Consider the following 16,222-nt stretch of genomic DNA (forward strand, 5'->3'; position numbering starts at 1 on the left):
GGTACTCATGCATCGGCGCGCCCACCGCAGACGATGTTTCTGGCAGGCTTGCGCAGGATCGTGGGTTCGATGGACTACACTACAACGCATGAAGATCATCATTCTGGGGGCGGGCGAGGTCGGCGCTACGCTGGCTGAAAATCTCGCCCATGAAGCCAACGACGTTACCGTCGTCGATACCGATGAGGCCCTGCTGCGACCGCTCCAGGACCGTCTGGATATTCGCGCCGTACACGGCTATGCCGCGCATCCGGACATCCTGCGCAGCGCCGGCGCGAACGATGCCGACATGATCATCGCCGTGACCGCGGCCGATGAGGTCAACATGGTGGCCTGCCAGATCGCGTATACGTTGTTTCATACGCCGACCAAGATCGCGCGTATCCGCGCATCGGAATACCTGCTCGAGGATCGCCTGTTCCATCAGGATGCGATCCCGATCGATATGAGCATCAGCCCGGAACAGCTGGTCACCGACTACATCAAGCGCCTGGTGCAATACCCGGGCGCGCTCCAGGTGGTGGATTTCGCCGAGGGCCGCGTGCAGGTGGTCGGCGTCAAGGCTTATTACGGCGGCCCGCTGGTGGGCAAGGAACTGCGCGCGTTGCGCGAGCACCTGCCGCAGGCCGATACCCGCGTGGTGGCCATCTATCGGCGCGGCAAACCGATGATTCCGGAAGGCGATACCGTGATCGAGGCCGACGACGAGGTGTTCTTCGTTGCCGCCCGGCGCAATATCAAGAAGGTGATCGGCGAGCTGCGCAAGATCGACCGCCCGGTCAAACGCGTGATGATCGCCGGCGGCGGCAATATCGGCCTGCGGCTCGCGCTCGCACTGGAAAACCACTGCCAGGTCAAGATCATCGAGAACAATCCGGCGCGTGCGGGCTGGCTGTCGGAAAAGGTCAACCGCTCGATCGTGCTCAAGGGCGATGCCGCCAACGAATCGCTGCTGGTCGAGGAAAACATCGAATCCGTCGATGTGTTCTGTGCGATCACCAACGACGACGAGGCCAATATTCTGTCGGCGATGCTGGCCAAGCGCCTGGGTGCGCGCAAGGCGATGTCACTGATCAACCGGCTGGCCTATGTGGATCTGATCGAATCCTCGGGCACGCAGATCGATATCGCCATTTCGCCCAAGCAATCGACCATTTCCGCGCTGCTCGCCCACGTGCGTCGCGGCGACGTGGTGCGCGTGCATACGCTGCGCCGCGGCGCGGCCGAAGCGATCGAGGCCATCGCCCACGGCGAGCGCTCGAATTCGCGCGTCGTGGGTCGGCGTATCGATGAAATCAAGCTGCCACCGGGTACCACGATCGGCGCTATCGCGCGTGGTGACGACGTGCTCATCGCCCATCACGATACGGTGATCGAGTCGGGCGACCACGTGATGCTCTTCATTATCGAGAAGAAACATACCGCCGACGTGGAAAAGCTGTTCCAGGTCGGCGTGTCGTATGTATAGCCGGTCCATGCCTTTGCGCCCCATCGAACCACGTGCCCGTGCGGGCTATCGTTCAACGCGGCCTACGCGCGCATGAATCTGTCGCTGAACTATTATTTCGCGGTCGTCCAGCGGGTGCTGGGCATCCTGTTGATGATCTTTTCCACCAGCATGCTGGTGCCGATGATCATGGGCCTGGCCTATGGCGACGGCGAAGCCGATGCCTTTGCCATCGGGTTCGTGATCACCCTGCTCACCGGCCTGATCGCCTGGCTGCCGGTACGCCACGTACGCCGCGAACTCAAGATTCGCGACGGCTTTCTGGTGGTGGTGCTGTTCTGGCTGGTGCTGAGTCTGTTCGGTGCGGTGCCACTGTATCTGGCCGATCGCCCGGATATCGGCGTCACCGATGCCGTATTCGAAGCTGTGTCCGGCCTGACCACCACCGGTGCCACGGTGCTGGTCGGCCTGGATACGCTGCCCCATGCCGTGCTTTTCTGGCGCCAGTTGCTGCACTGGATGGGCGGCATGGGCATCATCGTGCTCGCCGTGGCGGTACTGCCCATGCTCGGCGTCGGCGGCATGCAGCTCTACCGTGCGGAAACGCCCGGCCCGGTCAAGGATTCGAAGCTTACCCCGCGTATTCGCGAAACGGCCAAGGCGCTGTGGTATCTGTATCTGTCCCTGACCGGCGTGTGCGCGCTGGTGTTCTGGATCGCCGGCATGAGTGTGTTCGACTCGGTCAGCCATGCATTCTCGGCGATCGCCACCGGTGGTTTTTCCAACCACGACCTGTCCCTGGGCCACCACGACGATGCCGTGATCGAACTGGCCGCGATCATCGCCATGATCATCGGCTCGATCAGCTTCGGCATGCATTTCGCGGTCTGGCGCAGTGCCAACCCGCTGACCTACTGGCGCGACTCGGAAACCCGTACGTTTTTGCTCATGGTCGTGGGCGCGACCCTGCTGGCCACGATCGTACTGCTGATCGCGGGGACCTATGTATCCCTGCCCAACGCGGCCATCAAAGCCATGTTCCAGGTCGTGTCGATCGGCACCACCACCGGCTTTACCACCACCGATTATTCGCTCTGGCCGAGTTTTCTGCCCATGTTCCTGCTGCTGGGCAGTTTCGTCGGCGGCTGTGCCGGTTCGACCACCGGCGGCATGAAGGTCGTACGCTTTATCCTGCTGGCCAAACAGGGCTCGCGTGAAATCAGCCGTCTGGTACATCCCAATGCCGAAATCCCGATCAAGATGGGCGGCAAGGTCATTCCCGATCGTGTGATCCAGGCGGTGTGGGGTTTTTTCGCCGTCTACATCACCGTGTTCGTGGTCATGTTTCTCATTCTGCTGGCGACCGGGCTCAACGAACTCACCGCGTTTTCGGCCGTGGCCGCCTCGATCAACAACCTGGGCCCGGGCCTGGGCGAAGTGTCGTCCAATATGGCCGGGCTGCCGGGGTTGGCCAAATGGGTGCTGTGCATGGCCATGCTGCTGGGCCGTCTGGAGATTTTCACCCTGCTGGTGATCCTCACGCCTGCTTTCTGGCGTCGATAAAAGCACGCGTGTCGGTACACTGGGCGCCATGGCGATGAAAGATCAACTCGAAAAGATGCTTGCCGCGGGCGAAGACAACGCCTTGCTGCGTTTTTCACTCGGCGAGCTGCTCTACAAGGAAGGCCGGCCTGCCGAGGCGGCCGAGCATCTCGGTGAAGCGGTTGCACACGACCCGGACTACTCCGCAGCCTGGAAGCTCTATGGCCGTGCGCTGGTCGAGTCCGGCGATCTCGTGGCCGGACTGGACGTGCTCGAACACGGTATTACCGTGGCCGAGGCCCGCGGTGACAATCAGGCCGCACGCGAAATGCAGGTGTTCGCCAAGCGCGCCCGCAAACAACAGACCGCGGGGGACTGATGTCGGTCTATACACGCGTCACCGAAGACGACCTGCGTGCGCTGCTGGCCGATTATTCCATCGGCGAGCTCGAGGATTTTCGCGGCATCAGCGCCGGCATCACCAACACCAACTATTTCGTTGATACGTCCACCGGACGCTGGGTGCTCACGCTGTTCGAGCAGATGGATAACGGCTCGCTGCCGTTTTTCATGCAGCTGATGGATCATCTGGCGGGTCACGGTGTCCCCGGCGCGCATCCGGTTGCCCGCAACGACGGTGGTTTTCTCAGCCGGGTACGCAACCGCCCGGCCGCCCTGGTCTACCGTCTGGCCGGGGCGAGTATCGAAACACCGGCCACCGGCCATTGTGCGTCGCTGGGCGGCGTGGTCGCCGAAATGCACCGGGCCGTTCGCTCCTTCGGCGAAGCCCAGCCGAATTCGCGCGGTCTGGCCTGGATCGCCGAGGCACGCGATCGGCTCGTCGACCGCCTGGATACCGATAACGCGACCCTGCTCGACGATGAGATCGCCTTTCAGCGCGAGTGCGTACGCACCACTTACCCGGCCCTGCCCGAAGCCGTGATCCATGCCGACATGTTTCGCGACAACGTGCTGTTCGAGGGCGAACGGGTCTCCGGCGTGATCGATTTCTACTACGCCTGCCACGATTATCTGCTGTTCGATCTGGCGGTGATCTGCAACGACTGGGCCTTCGACGATCGCGGCAGGTATCTCGCCGCGCACTGGCAGGCTTTTATCGGCGCCTACCATCGGCGCCGCGCGCTCACGGCCGCCGAACACGACGCCTGGCCGGCGATGCTACGCGCGGCCGCGCTGCGCTTCTGGGTATCGAGACTGATCGATTACCACTTTCCCATGGACGGCGACGTGACCCATATCCACGATCCGACACCGTTCGAGCGTTTGCTGCGCGCCCACCGCGAGTCCGCGCCCGCGCTCATCGACCGGCCGTGATCGCGCTCATTCAACGCGTCACCCAAGCCTCGGTCGTGATCGACACGGCCCGTGTCGCGGAAATTGGCGCCGGCGTACTCGCGCTGGTGGCCGCCGAAGCCGACGATACGCCCGCACAGGCCAAGCGACTGGCCGAGCGCGTACTCGGCTATCGTATTTTCAGCGACGAGACCGGGCGCATGAACCACAGCGCCCAGCAAACCGGGCGCGCCGTGCTCGCGGTGCCACAGTTCACGCTCGCCGCGGATACGCGACGCGGCAATCGGCCCGGTTTTTCCACGGCCTGCGCGCCTGATCGCGCCCGCGAACTGTTCGCCGCGTTCGTGGCCGTATTGCACGAACGTCACCCCGAACACGTCGAACAGGGCGTCTTCGGCGCCGATATGCAGGTATCGCTGATTAATGACGGGCCGGTGACTTTCTGGTTGCAGGCCTGAGCATGACCGCGAAGCGCTGCGTTCGCGTTGCCCACCCAATGGGCGTATTATCCCGCGTCTCGGGGTGATCCACAGGCTTTGATTGGGCCATGAAGGCACGACGCGCAACGATTGCACGCCAGACTGCTGAAACCGATATCCAGGTCACGCTGGATCTCGACGGCGACGGCGTATTTTCAGCCGAAACCGGTATCGGTTTCTTCGATCACATGCTGCATCAGATCAGCCGCCACGGCCTGATCGACCTCGACGTGCGCGCCATGGGCGATCTGCATATCGACGATCACCACACGGTCGAGGATGTCGGCATCTGTATCGGCCAGGCGCTACGCGAAGCCCTGGGCGACAAGCGCGGCATCATCCGCTACGGCCATGCCTATGTACCGCTCGACGAAGCGCTTTCGCGCGTGGTGGTCGATCTGTCCGGTCGTCCGGGCCTGTTCTTTGCCGCGGATTTCACCCGCGACAAGATCGGCACCTTCGATGTCGAGCTGGTACGCGAATTCTTCCAGGGGCTGGCCAGCGCCGGCGCGCTGACGCTGCACATGGACGCGCTCAAGGGCGATAACGCCCACCATGTGGCCGAAACCCTGTTCAAGGCGTTCGGCCGCGCGCTGCGCATGGCGGTCACCGCCGATGCGCGCAGCGCCGACAGCATGCCGTCCACCAAGGGCAGCCTCTAAACCCTTCTTTCCTTCGTACGCGATCATACTATGGCAACCGTCGGCATCATCGACTACGGGATGGGCAATCTGCACTCGATTGCCAAGGCACTGCGCTACGTCGCGTCTGACGAGCAGATCGAAGTCAGCTTCGATCCGGACGCGCTCGCGCGCATGGATCGGCTGGTTCTGCCCGGCGTGGGCGCGATCGGCCATTGCATGGACGAACTGCACCGGCTCGAACTCGACGACATGCTGCGCGAACAGCTCGGCCAGAAACCGCTGATGGGCGTATGCCTGGGCATCGAAGCGCTGATGGGCCATTCCGAGGAATCCGGCGGCGTCGAATGCCTGGGCGCATTTCCCGGCGATACGGTGCATTTTGCCGCGCCCGACGCGCAGCCCGACGGCATCCGCCGCAAGATTCCGCATATGGGCTGGAATCAGGTTCGTCAGGAACGCCATCATCCGCTGTGGAAGGACATCGCGCCGGCAAGCTGGTTCTATTTCGTGCACAGCTATTACGTGGTGCCAACCGACGAACGCCATATCGCCGGCACCACCGACTATGGTGTGCGTTTTGCCTCGGTGATTCTGCGCCCGAACGTGTTCGCGGTGCAGTTTCATCCGGAAAAAAGCCAGTCGGCCGGGCTGCAGTTGCTGGCCAATTTCCTGGAGTGGGACGGCGCGGCATAAGCACGCCCGCCCCTTTAGCAGTCGTTTCGACCATCCAAGCCGTAGACGAGGATTATCGGCGTGTTACTCATACCTGCCATTGATATCAAGAACGGCCAGTGCGTACGCCTGCGCCAGGGGCGCATGGACGACGTCACCGTATTCGACGAAGATCCGGTCGCCGTGGCCGAGCGCTGGCTTGCCGAAGGCGCGGATCGGATCCACGTGGTCGATCTCGACGGCGCCAAGGCCGGCTATCCGGTCAACGATCGCGTGATCGGCCAGATCGTGTCTGCCTGCGGCAATGTGCCCGTGCAGGTCGGCGGCGGCATTCGTGACGAAGCCGCGATCGAAACCTATCTCGAGCGCGGTGTGGAATACGTGATCCTGGGCACGCGCGCCGTCTCGGAGCCGCATTTCGTGGCCGATGCCGGCGTGGAGTTCCCACGCCATATCATCGTCGGCCTGGATGCCAAGGACGGCATGGTGGCCACCGACGGCTGGTCCAAGCTGTCCAATAATACGGTCGCCGAACTCGCCCAGCAGTTCGAGGACGATGGCGTGGTCGCGATCATCCATACCGATATCGGCCGCGACGGCATGATGCAGGGCGTCAATGTCGAAGCCAGCCGTGCGCTGGCGGCGGAGCTGACCATTCCGGTGATCGCCTCGGGCGGCGTCACCCGCCTCGACGATATCGAAGCGCTGCTGGCCGCCGAGGAAGACGGCGTCACCGGTGCCGTGATCGGACGTGCGCTCTACGAAGGCACCATCGATCTGGCCGAAGCGCGCAAGCTGGTCAACGACCGGGCGAACGGCAAATGACACTGGCCAAACGCATCATCCCCTGCCTGGATATCGACAAGGGCCGTGTGGTCAAGGGCGTGAAGTTCCTGGAGATCAAGGACGCCGGCGATCCGGTGGAGATCGCACGGCGCTACGATCAACAGGGCGCCGACGAGCTGGTATTCCTCGATATCAGCGCCAGCCATGAAGACCGCGGCACCCTCATGGACGTGGTCGAACGCGTGGCCGGCGAGGTCTTCATTCCGTTGACCGTCGGTGGCGGCGTGCGCACCCTGCCCGACGTACGACGGCTGCTTTCGGCCGGGGCCGACAAGGTGTCGATCAACACCGCCGCCATCTCGGATCCGAACTTCGTCGCCGAGGCCGCCTACCGCTACGGCTCGCAGTGCATCGTGGTCGCGCTGGACGCCAAGAACGTTGCTCGCAAGGGCGAAGCGCCGCGCTGGGAAATCTTCACCCACGGCGGGCGCAAATCCACCGGCATCGACGCCATCGAATGGGCGCAGAAGCTAGTTTCGCTCGGCGCCGGCGAGGTGCTGCTCACCAGCATGGACAAGGACGGTACCAAATCCGGCTTCGATCTGAAGCTTACCCGTGCCATCTCGGAAGCCGTGGACGTGCCGGTGATCGCCTCTGGCGGCGTGGGTACCCTGGAGCATCTGCACGACGGCCTCGAAATCGGCGCGGCCGATGCCGTACTGGCCGCCTCGATCTTTCATTTCGGCACGTACACGATCCAGCAGGCCAAGGGCTATCTCGCCGAACGCGGCGTGGTCGTACGCGACCCGATCTACCGCTAGCGCCACCCAACGCCGGGTCGCCCTGCACGCCCGGCTCGGCGACTCGGCGTGATTTTCGTACCCTGCTCTGAAGGCGATCCACAGATTACGCCGAGTTAAAAGACAGCTGAGCTCGAATTTGCGCCTTGTCAGATGCCTCGGCGTCTCGATGAAACGCGATCCCGAGGCTCGCCCTAGGACCATCTGCGTGTATCTGCGTCGATCTGCGGACAGATTCTTCGGCAGGCATAACCTGTACGGTCAATCGCGGACACCCGTTCGGCTCATGCAGCAGCAGTAAGGCTACCAGCCAAGCCAGGAAAGTATTATCCGCAGATCAGCGCAGATCGAAAGCCGGGCGTTTCAACCTTCCTGCCACAGCTCAAACTCACCAAGGGCGCCAGTACCGCGGCCAACCCAGCACAGCTGCGCGCTTGCGATCTGCGTAGTCGGCGGTTGTCCTTCTTGAAACAGTCTCGCAATCTGGATTGCTCGCCGGACGCGCAAGATTGGCCAGTGCGTGCAACCGAATCGGCCGTGGACGCAGGCCCGTTTGTGTCGCCTGCTTAAGCCCGCTGTAAGCTTGTGCGCTCGATACTCACGCTTTTGCTGCTCCCTTCCTTGGTCGGGTTTATCCAATGAAAAACAATGTTCTGGCTGCCGCAATTCTCGGTCTGTGTCTCGCGGTCGGGCTGATCGTCGGCGGCAGCTATCTGAAAACCGCTGCCATTCAATGGAAATCCGCGGAACGCACGGTCACGGTCAAGGGCCTGGCCGAACGCGAAGTGCGGGCCAATCTGGCGCTCTGGCCGCTGCACTTTACCGTCACCGGCGACGAACTGGGCGCCGTGCAGGATCAGGTCAATCGCCAGGCCGACATCATTCGCGCCTTTCTGACCGACGCCGGCTTCAAGGCGGATTCGATCACGGTGACATCGCCCCAGGTCACCGACCGCTATGCCAACAGCTACGGCGATCAACGCCCGCCCACGCGGTATTCCGCCGAGGCCACGGTGCTGGTACGCACGCCCGAAATCGACACGGTCAAGCAGGCCATGCCGCGGGTGGGTGAACTGGTCAGCCAGGGCGTGGTGCTCTCACCCAACTATGAATATCGCACCGAGTTCCTGTTTACCGACCTGGAATCGATCAAGCCGGAAATGATCGCCCAGGCCACGGCCGATGCACGCAAGGCCGCGCGCCAGTTCGCCGAGGATTCGGGTAGCCAGGTCGGCGCCATCCGTTCGGCCTCGCAGGGCTATTTCTCGATCGAGGATCTGGACAGCTATACGCCAGACGTCAAGAAAATCCGCGTGGTGACCACGATCGACTACGTGCTCGACGACTAGACGCGCCTGGCGCAGCGCACCTGAAAACAATCGCCGCGTGAACCACGTGGGGTTCTTCGCGCCACGCTGACAGGGCGCGAGTGCTACCGCTAGAGCCCCGGGCGCGGGTTCATACGTGTGGGCGCCTGATTCATCACTGCGACACCCACGGAAGCCGGATGCGACCCCAGCCCGGAACACGCCATGTTATTCTCTCCGGATGCTCCGGCGGCGGGAAGTCGACACTGCTCGCCGCGTTACGCCGGCGTGGCTATGCGACCGTCGAAGAGCCCGGGCGCCGAATCGTTGCCGAGCAGATGCGCGGTGATGGCGAGGCACTGCCCTGGGTCGATCTGGAAGCATTCGCGCGCCGGGCCATTGAGCTGGCGATCGCTGATCGCGCACACGTCGGCCAAAATCCCGATTCCTGGGTGTTCTTCGACCGCGGGCTTGTCGATGCAGCAGCGGCCCTGGCACATGCCGCGGGCGCGCCGGTGGCCTCGACCCTGGCTGATCAACCCCGCTTCCATTCCCAGGTGTTTCTGACCCCGCCCTGGCCGGCGCTCTATCAGACAGACGCCGTGCGTCGGCAGACGCTGGACGATTCAATCGCCGAATATCACCGCCTCGTCGCCACCTACGAACAACTTGGCTATACCCGGATTATCCTGCCAAAGGTCGACGTCGAGACCCAGGCGGATTTCGTGCTCCGGCATCTGTACTGACCGCCTCGCCCGCGCACAAAAAAGCCCGGGTCGAAACCCGGGCTTTGCTTTGCACATGGCAGTGCGCGAAGCGATCAGGTGGTCTGTTCTTCGTGCTTGCCTTCGGCGATCTCTTCGATCGTCTTGGCACAGAAGGCATCCAGATCGTCCGGCGTACGGCTGGTGACCAGCGCTTCGTCGCAGACCACTTCGCGGTCTTCCCACTTGGCGCCCGCGTTCTTGAGATCGGTCTTGATCGACGGGAACGAGGTCACCGTGCGGCCTTCAAGTACACCGGCTTCGGCCAGCAGCCACGGCCCGTGACAGATCGCCGAGACCGGCTTGTGCTGGGCAAAGAAATCGCGCACGAACTGTACGGCCTTGTCGTTCATGCGCAGCGTGTCGGGATTGGCCAGGCCGCCCGGCAGCACCAGTGCGTTGTAGTCCTTCGCCGATACCTGATCCACGGTCTTGTCGACCGGAATCGGATCGCCCTTGGGTTCGCCGCCGCTTTCGCCCTGGATCTTGCCGTTTTCGAGCGAAATCAGTTCGACCTCGGCACCGGCGGCCTTGATTTCGTCCCACGGCTGGGTCAGTTCCGAATACTCGAAACCGTTCGTGGCCAGAAAGGCGACCTTTTTGCCTTTGAGTTCGTCGCTCATCACAACTCCAATTGGTTGATGAATCAGTACACCCCCAATCGTGCGGTTGTGCGCAATCGATTCAACTCCGTAATGCTACGTACCGTAGGAAACGCCGGTCAGGCATCGCAGCGTTCGAGCACGGCGTAGTAGAAGCCGTCGAAGCCATGCATGCCGGGCGCGATACGCCGGCCATGACGTTCGGCAAAGCCCCAGTGCGCGTCGATGACGTGCTCGCGCGCGTCGGGCGTGCGCTGGAGGAAGGCATCGATGACGTCCACGCCTTCGGCGCGCAGAATCGAACAGGTGGCATACACCAGCCGCCCGCCCGGGGCGAGCGTACGCCAGAGATTGTCGAGCAGCAGATTCTGGCGCTCGGCGGCGGCGCCAATATCGCCCGGTCGCCGCAGCCATTTGATATCGGGATGTCGACGAATGACACCGGTGCCACTGCAGGGCGCATCCAGCAGGATGCGATCGAAGGCACTGCCATTCCACCAGCTATCGACGTCCACCGCGTCCGCGGCTTGCAGGCGTGCGCTTGCCCCCACCCGTTGCAGGGTTTTGTCGAGGGTGGCCAGGCGTGCCGAGTCGATATCCAGTGCCAGCAGATCGATATCCGCCCGTTCGAGTAGATGCGCACTCTTGTTGCCCGGCGCGGCACAGCCGTCCAGCACATGATCGCCTGCCTGCGCGCCGACAAGGGTGGCGGCGAGTTGCGCCGCGCCGTCCTGAATCGAGATATCGCCCTCGGCAAAACCGGGCAGATCGCGTGCCGGCACGGGGTGGTCGAGGGTGAACGCGCTATCGCACACGCGTATGGCCTGACTGGCGATACCGGCCTCGGCCAGGCGCGCCATCGCAGCGTGTCGGCTATATCGGCGCGTATTGACACGCAGATGCATGGGCGCCGGTCGATTGCCGGCAGCCAGCACATCGGCGGCCAGGCCGGCCCAATCGGTTTCGATCATGCGCACCAGCCAGTCGGGATAGCTGTAGCGCAGGCCCGGGGCCTGTTCGCTGGCAGCTGTCGCCGCATCCTCGCGTTGATGGGCACGCAGAACGGCGTTGACCATGCCACGCGCCTTGCCGAGCTTGAGTATCGCTGTGGCCGCGACGGTGGCGTGCACGGCCGCATGGGCCGGGATGCGCATCGCGTCGAGCTGCAACAGTCCGACCAGCAAAAGCGCGCGCAACAGTGGTTGCGGCTTGCGCGACAAACGTGGCGCGAGCAGGCCATCCAGGCGCCGATAATCGCGCAGCACGCCATAGGCCAGCGCCGATACCAGCGCGCGATCGACGCCGCTCATGTCGGCTGGCACATCGGCCAGGGCCGCGTCGAGACTGCGGTGATCATCCATGACCGCGGACACGCAGCGTGCCGCCCAGGCGCGTGTGGGCGCGCCTTCCACCGAATCGGGCGGCGTAGCGCGGCGGCGCTTACTCAAAACGCAGGCCGACCCAGTCGCGACCGTTGACCGCCGCGGCGGCATCCATACGTTTCTTGCCCGGCAATTGCAGCTCGGTCACCCGTAACGTACCCGCCCCGGTGGCGATATCGATACCTTTGGCAGAGGCCGCCACTACCGTGCCCGGCTCGGCACTGGCGCCGCTCGCCGTGGCCGCCCGCCAGAAACGCACCGGCTGGCCATCCAGACGCGCATGGGCCACCGGCCAGGGTACGAAGGCCCGCACTGCCCGGGCGATTTCGTCGGCGCGCAGGCGCCAGTCGATCGCGGCCTCGCCTTTATCCAGACGATGTGCATAGCAGGCCTGGGCGTCGTCCTGCGGCTCGCCGCTCACGCCCTGTTCTATGCGTCCGAGCAGCGTCGATAATTCCGCCGCGCCCAACGCGGCCAGCTGGTCGTGCAAGTCGCCCGCCGTGGTATCGCTGTCGATGGCCACCGCACGGCGCGCGAGCATGGCCCCGGTATCCAGGCCCGCATCCATTTGCATGAGCGTCACACCGGTTTCGCTATCGCCGGCCAGAATCGCACGCGCGATCGGCGCGGCCCCGCGCCAGCGCGGCAGCAAGGAGGCATGCACGTTGATACAGCCATAACGCGGCAGCGCGAGCACTTTTTTCGGCAGCAGCAGACCATAGGCGACCACCACCATCAGATCCGGCTCGAGCGCGGCCAGCGCATCGAAGGCATCGGCCTTTTTCAGCGACAACGGCTGTTGCACGGGAACACCGAGTTCAAGCGCGCGTTGCTTGACCGGCGAGGCGGCGAGCTTGCGCCCCCGCCCGGCCGGGCGATCCGGCTGGGTGAGTACGCCGGCCAGCCGGTGCGAACTCGCCGCGATCGCATCCAGACAGGGCAGCGCGAACTCGGGCGTGCCGGCAAAAACGATATTCACGATCTACTCGTCGCTTTCCGTCGCGGCTTGCTGGCGCGCGGCCTTGGCCAGCTTGCGACGAATGCGCTCGCGCTTGAGCCGCGAAAGCTGGTCGATATAGAGGCCACCGTCGAGATGGGCCAGTTCGTGCTGTACGCATTGCGCGAGCAGGCCTTCGGCATCCATTTCGTAACGCTCGCCGTGGCGATCCTGGGCGGCAAAGCGAATACGTGCATGGCGCTTGACCTTGTCGTAATGGTCCGGCACCGACAGACAGCCCTCGTCCACGGTTTCCAGATCTTCGGCCCAGAGAATTTCCGGGTTGCACATCACGATGCGCTCGTTGCGATCCTCGGAGCAATCCATGACCGCGACGCGGCGTGTATCGCCCACCTGGGTCGAGGCCAAACCCACGCCCGGGGCGTCATACATGGTGTCGAACATGTCATCGATAAAACGCGACAGTGCGTCGTCGAAAACGGTGATCGGCTCAGTGCGTTCGCGCAGTCGCGGATCGGGGAAATGCAAAATCTCGAGAATCGCCATATTCTATTGGTCGTCAATGTCGCAAGTGGGCCGGCCATTAATAAATCATCGGACTGGCCGATAACGAAAAGCACGCGGCATGGCCTGTTCAAGCGCTATCAATTGGGGGGCGCGTCCTGGATGCGAGAGTATAACGATTTGAGACAGGCCATGAAGTGCGCGGGCACTGGCCTGGCGGTGGCCCTGGCGGTCGTTGCGAGCGGCTGCGCGCACCAACAGGAGCCCGAGCGTGCGCCCGCCTCCCCGGCCACGCCGCTGCCCGAGCGCGCGACACCCGCGGTCAACGAAACCACGGTCAACGACCAGATACGCGCCGACGCGCCGCTGCGCTACGTGGTCAAGAAAGGCGATACGCTCTGGGATATCGCAGGCTACTACCTGCGCGACCCCTGGTATTGGCCGCAGCTGTGGTACGCCAATCCCGATATCGCCAATCCGCATCTGATCTATCCGGGCGATGTGCTCATCCTCACCCGCGACGCCAACGGCAATTTCCAGCTGCGCCGCGCCGGCACCAAGGTGTTGTCGCCCGAGATACGCGAAAGCTCGCTGGAATCGGTCGCCACCATTCCGCTGGATGCGATCCGTGCATTCATTACCGGCCCGCGGATCGTGTCCGCACAGGAGCTGGCCGATGCGCCCTATGTGGTGTCGTTCATCGACGAACATCTGGTCGGCGGCAAGGGCACGGTCAGTTATGTACGCGGCGTAGGCGCCCAAGGCCATGACGCCGAGCGCTACAGCCTCGTACGCGACGCCGGGCCCTACAAGGACCCGGACACGGGCGAAATCCTCGGCCAGCAGGCCGTACCGGTCGGCGAAATACGAATTCTCGAAGACGGGCCCGTCGCCAAGGCGCAGATCACCAAAAGCTATCGCGAAGCCCTGGTCGCCGACCGGCTGCTACCGCTGGAAACCGAGGATCTGGTGCACGATTTCTATCCGCATGCACCGGATCGCGCGATCGAAGGCCGTATTATCTCCGTGTACGACGGCGTGTCGGCTATCGGCCAGTATCAGGTGGTGACCTTGAGCGTGGGCCGCACCGACGGTATCGAACGCGGGCATGTGCTCGATATCTTCGAAGCCGGCCGCGTGGTGCTCGACCCGGTCAAGGGCGATCAGGTGCGCCTGCCCGAACTCAAATCCGGCCAGCTGCTGGTATTCAAGACCGACGAGAAAGTCAGCTTCGCGGTGATCATGCGCGCCGAACGCGCGATCCATATCGACGATTACGTGCGTACGCCGGCGCGCTAGCGCGTGTACCGGCTGTAACCGATGGTGTCGTGAGTCATCACGCCGAGCTGCAACTGGCCTGCACGCCGGGCATCGGGGCGACACTGGGTAGCCGCCTGATCGAACACTTCGGCAGTGCCGAGACGGCCTTGGCGGCCGGCGAGCGTGCCTGGCGCGAACTCGGCGTGCCGCGTGCGGCCTGTGCCGCACTTGCCGCCGCCGATAACGCGCGCCTGGACGAAACGCGGCGCTGGCTTGACGCAGCCGATCATCATTTCATCACCCGCGATCATCGCCACTACCCGAACGCGCTGGCCGAGCTCGAGCCCGCCCCGCCCTGGTTGTACGCGCTGGGGGATACCGAGTTACTCAACTATCCGGCGATCGCGATCGTGGGCAGCCGCAATCCCAGCCCGGCGGGCCTGGAAGCCGCCCGCGAGTTCGGCTTCGCGCTCGCCTCGGCGGGGCTGGTCGTGGTGTCGGGCCTGGCCCGCGGTATCGACGCCGCCGCCCATGAAGGCGCACTCGCGGCCGACGGCATGACCATCGCGGTGTGTGGCACCGGCCTCGATCGCGTGTATCCGGCCATGAACAAGGATCTGGCCGAACGTATCGCCGGCAACGGGCTGTTGCTGTCGGAATTCGGCCTGGGTACAGAACCGACACGCGGCAATTTTCCGCGCCGTAATCGCATCATCGCCGGTCTTTGTAGCGCCACACTGGTCGTCGAAGCCGCCCGCGCCTCGGGCTCGTTGATCACCGCCCGTCTGGCCAGCGCGGCCGGGCGCGAAGTCTTCGCCCTGCCCGGCTCGATTCACAACCCGCTCGCGCGCGGCTGCCACCAGCTCATTCGCGATGGCGCCAAGCTGGTCGAAACCACCGAGCACATTCTCGAAGACATCGCCGGCGTGCTCGACGGCTATCGCAGCCATGGTGCGCAGGTGTCTGATCGCGAAGCCGAACACGCGGCGACTGACCGTCCGCCAGCGGCCGAAAACGACGACCACGCCACGCTGCTTGCCGCGCTCGGCCACGGCCCGGCACGGGTCGACGACCTGGTCGCACGCACGGGTTGGTCGGCAGATGCGGTATCATCCACCCTGCTCATCCTGGAACTGGAAGGTCGTGTTCATGCCGGCCCGGGCGGGGCTTATACCCGCACGGCATCATGAGCACGGGCCTGGCCCATTGCCACGGTTCACACACGACGGATCTGCGCCGATGAACGAAAACCTGCTCGACGTGCTGCTCTATCTGTTCGAGAACTTCTCGCTCGCGGATGCCGAACACATGTCCAGCGTACGCGACGACCTGGGCGATGCCGGCTTCTTCGACGACGAAATCGACGATGCCTTTGCCTGGATTCGGGCCACCGACCCGGCCGGCCAGTCGATGGCCGATACGCCCAGCGACGATGCCGTGCGCGTCTACGCCGAACGCGAGATGCAGGTCCTGGATGCCGAATGCCGGGGCTACCTCGCCGGCCTGCAACAAGCCGGCGTGCTCAGTGCCACTGCCCGCGAGATCGTGATCGACCGCATGATGGCGCTGGCCGAAGACGCCTTCGAGGGCGCCGAGATCGAACAGCTCAAGTGGGTGGTGATGATGGTGCTCTCTTCGAGCGGCCAGGATCAGGCCTATGCCCGCATGGAAGCGATGATCCATGCCGAATCCCCTGGGGCCAGTCACTAGCCGGACACCCCGGACCGCTTCGGCGGGGTCACAACCGCGCCATGCACGGGG

18 protein-coding genes are annotated in these 16,222 nt (G+C 63.9%); 14 read left to right on the forward strand and 4 right to left on the reverse strand.

The genetic code is table 11. The annotated features are described in order from the left end of the window. Positions 1-88: 88 nt before the first annotated feature. The 11 genes from trkA (at position 89) to T5B8_RS13385 (ending at position 9,737) form a co-directional block, all read left to right on the forward strand. Positions 89-1,468 (forward strand): Trk system potassium transporter TrkA, encoded by a 1,380-nt coding sequence (gene trkA / locus T5B8_RS13335; protein WP_353179480.1) that lies wholly within the window; start codon positions 89-91, stop codon positions 1,466-1,468. A 72-nt stretch (positions 1,469-1,540) separates the two neighbouring features. Then, the gene (locus T5B8_RS13340; RefSeq protein WP_353179481.1) at positions 1,541-3,010 is read left to right on the forward strand and encodes a TrkH family potassium uptake protein; all 1,470 of its coding nucleotides are present in this window, start codon (positions 1,541-1,543) and stop codon (positions 3,008-3,010) included. A gap of 34 nt (positions 3,011-3,044) precedes the next feature. Further along, a complete protein-coding gene (locus T5B8_RS13345; RefSeq protein WP_353179483.1) occupies positions 3,045-3,368 on the forward strand; it encodes a tetratricopeptide repeat protein in 324 nt (107 codons plus the stop codon). Continuing rightward, positions 3,368-4,324, forward strand: a complete 957-nt coding sequence (locus T5B8_RS13350) for a homoserine kinase (RefSeq protein ID WP_353179485.1) — start codon at positions 3,368-3,370, stop codon at positions 4,322-4,324. The genes T5B8_RS13345 and T5B8_RS13350 overlap by 1 nt, the downstream gene beginning before the upstream one ends. Next, complete coding sequence (gene dtd, locus T5B8_RS13355) at positions 4,321-4,761, forward strand: D-aminoacyl-tRNA deacylase (RefSeq protein WP_353179486.1); 441 nt, start codon at positions 4,321-4,323, stop codon at positions 4,759-4,761. The genes T5B8_RS13350 and dtd overlap by 4 nt, the downstream gene beginning before the upstream one ends. 89 nt (positions 4,762-4,850) lie before the next feature. After that, the gene (gene hisB / locus T5B8_RS13360) at positions 4,851-5,444 is read left to right on the forward strand and encodes an imidazoleglycerol-phosphate dehydratase HisB (RefSeq protein WP_353179488.1); all 594 of its coding nucleotides are present in this window, start codon (positions 4,851-4,853) and stop codon (positions 5,442-5,444) included. A gap of 30 nt (positions 5,445-5,474) precedes the next feature. After that, positions 5,475-6,119, forward strand: a complete 645-nt coding sequence (gene hisH, locus T5B8_RS13365; RefSeq protein WP_353179490.1) for an imidazole glycerol phosphate synthase subunit HisH — start codon at positions 5,475-5,477, stop codon at positions 6,117-6,119. Between the two features lie 60 nt (positions 6,120-6,179). Then, a complete protein-coding gene (gene hisA / locus T5B8_RS13370; protein ID WP_353179492.1) occupies positions 6,180-6,923 on the forward strand; it encodes a 1-(5-phosphoribosyl)-5-[(5-phosphoribosylamino)methylideneamino]imidazole-4-carboxamide isomerase in 744 nt (247 codons plus the stop codon). After that, on the forward strand, positions 6,920-7,705 hold the full coding sequence (gene hisF / locus T5B8_RS13375; protein ID WP_353179493.1) for an imidazole glycerol phosphate synthase subunit HisF: 786 nt from the start codon (positions 6,920-6,922) through the stop codon (positions 7,703-7,705). The genes hisA and hisF overlap by 4 nt, the downstream gene beginning before the upstream one ends. Positions 7,706-8,322: 617 nt before the next feature. Next, on the forward strand, positions 8,323-9,033 hold the full coding sequence (locus T5B8_RS13380; RefSeq protein WP_353179494.1) for an SIMPL domain-containing protein: 711 nt from the start codon (positions 8,323-8,325) through the stop codon (positions 9,031-9,033). A 158-nt stretch (positions 9,034-9,191) separates the two neighbouring features. Continuing rightward, complete coding sequence (locus tag T5B8_RS13385; protein WP_353179496.1) at positions 9,192-9,737, forward strand: AAA family ATPase; 546 nt, start codon at positions 9,192-9,194, stop codon at positions 9,735-9,737. Positions 9,738-9,811: 74 nt separating this feature from the next. Here T5B8_RS13385 and T5B8_RS13390 read toward each other — a convergent pair whose 3' ends face one another. The 4 genes from T5B8_RS13390 to def all read right to left on the reverse strand — a co-directional run bounded on the left by T5B8_RS13390 (position 9,812) and on the right by def (position 13,243). Beyond that, a complete protein-coding gene (locus tag T5B8_RS13390) occupies positions 9,812-10,378 on the reverse strand; it encodes a type 1 glutamine amidotransferase domain-containing protein (protein ID WP_353179498.1) in 567 nt (188 codons plus the stop codon). Positions 10,379-10,476: 98 nt separating this feature from the next. After that, on the reverse strand, positions 10,477-11,805 hold the full coding sequence (gene rsmB / locus T5B8_RS13395) for a 16S rRNA (cytosine(967)-C(5))-methyltransferase RsmB (RefSeq protein WP_353179499.1): 1,329 nt from the start codon (positions 11,803-11,805) through the stop codon (positions 10,477-10,479). Next, positions 11,798-12,718 (reverse strand): methionyl-tRNA formyltransferase, encoded by a 921-nt coding sequence (gene fmt / locus T5B8_RS13400; protein WP_353179501.1) that lies wholly within the window; start codon positions 12,716-12,718, stop codon positions 11,798-11,800. The genes rsmB and fmt overlap by 8 nt, the downstream gene beginning before the upstream one ends. Before the next feature lie 3 nt (positions 12,719-12,721). Further along, positions 12,722-13,243: a peptide deformylase gene (gene def, locus T5B8_RS13405; RefSeq protein ID WP_353179503.1), complete on the reverse strand. Its 522-nt coding sequence runs from the start codon at positions 13,241-13,243 to the stop codon at positions 12,722-12,724. Positions 13,244-13,381: 138 nt separating this feature from the next. Between def and T5B8_RS13410 the strand changes: the two genes are divergently transcribed. The 3 genes from T5B8_RS13410 to T5B8_RS13420 are packed head-to-tail and all read left to right on the forward strand — an operon-like array spanning position 13,382 to position 16,171. Continuing rightward, complete coding sequence (locus T5B8_RS13410) at positions 13,382-14,500, forward strand: LysM peptidoglycan-binding domain-containing protein (RefSeq protein ID WP_353179505.1); 1,119 nt, start codon at positions 13,382-13,384, stop codon at positions 14,498-14,500. Positions 14,501-14,529: 29 nt separating this feature from the next. Further along, positions 14,530-15,651, forward strand: coding sequence for a DNA-processing protein DprA (dprA, locus tag T5B8_RS13415; protein ID WP_353179506.1), 1,122 nt, complete (start codon positions 14,530-14,532; stop codon positions 15,649-15,651). A gap of 49 nt (positions 15,652-15,700) precedes the next feature. Then, positions 15,701-16,171: a Smg family protein gene (locus T5B8_RS13420; RefSeq protein WP_353179508.1), complete on the forward strand. Its 471-nt coding sequence runs from the start codon at positions 15,701-15,703 to the stop codon at positions 16,169-16,171. Positions 16,172-16,222 lie beyond the last annotated feature (51 nt).

The organism is Salinisphaera sp. T5B8 (assembly GCF_040361255.1).
Classification (GTDB): domain Bacteria; phylum Pseudomonadota; class Gammaproteobacteria; order Nevskiales; family Salinisphaeraceae; genus Salinisphaera.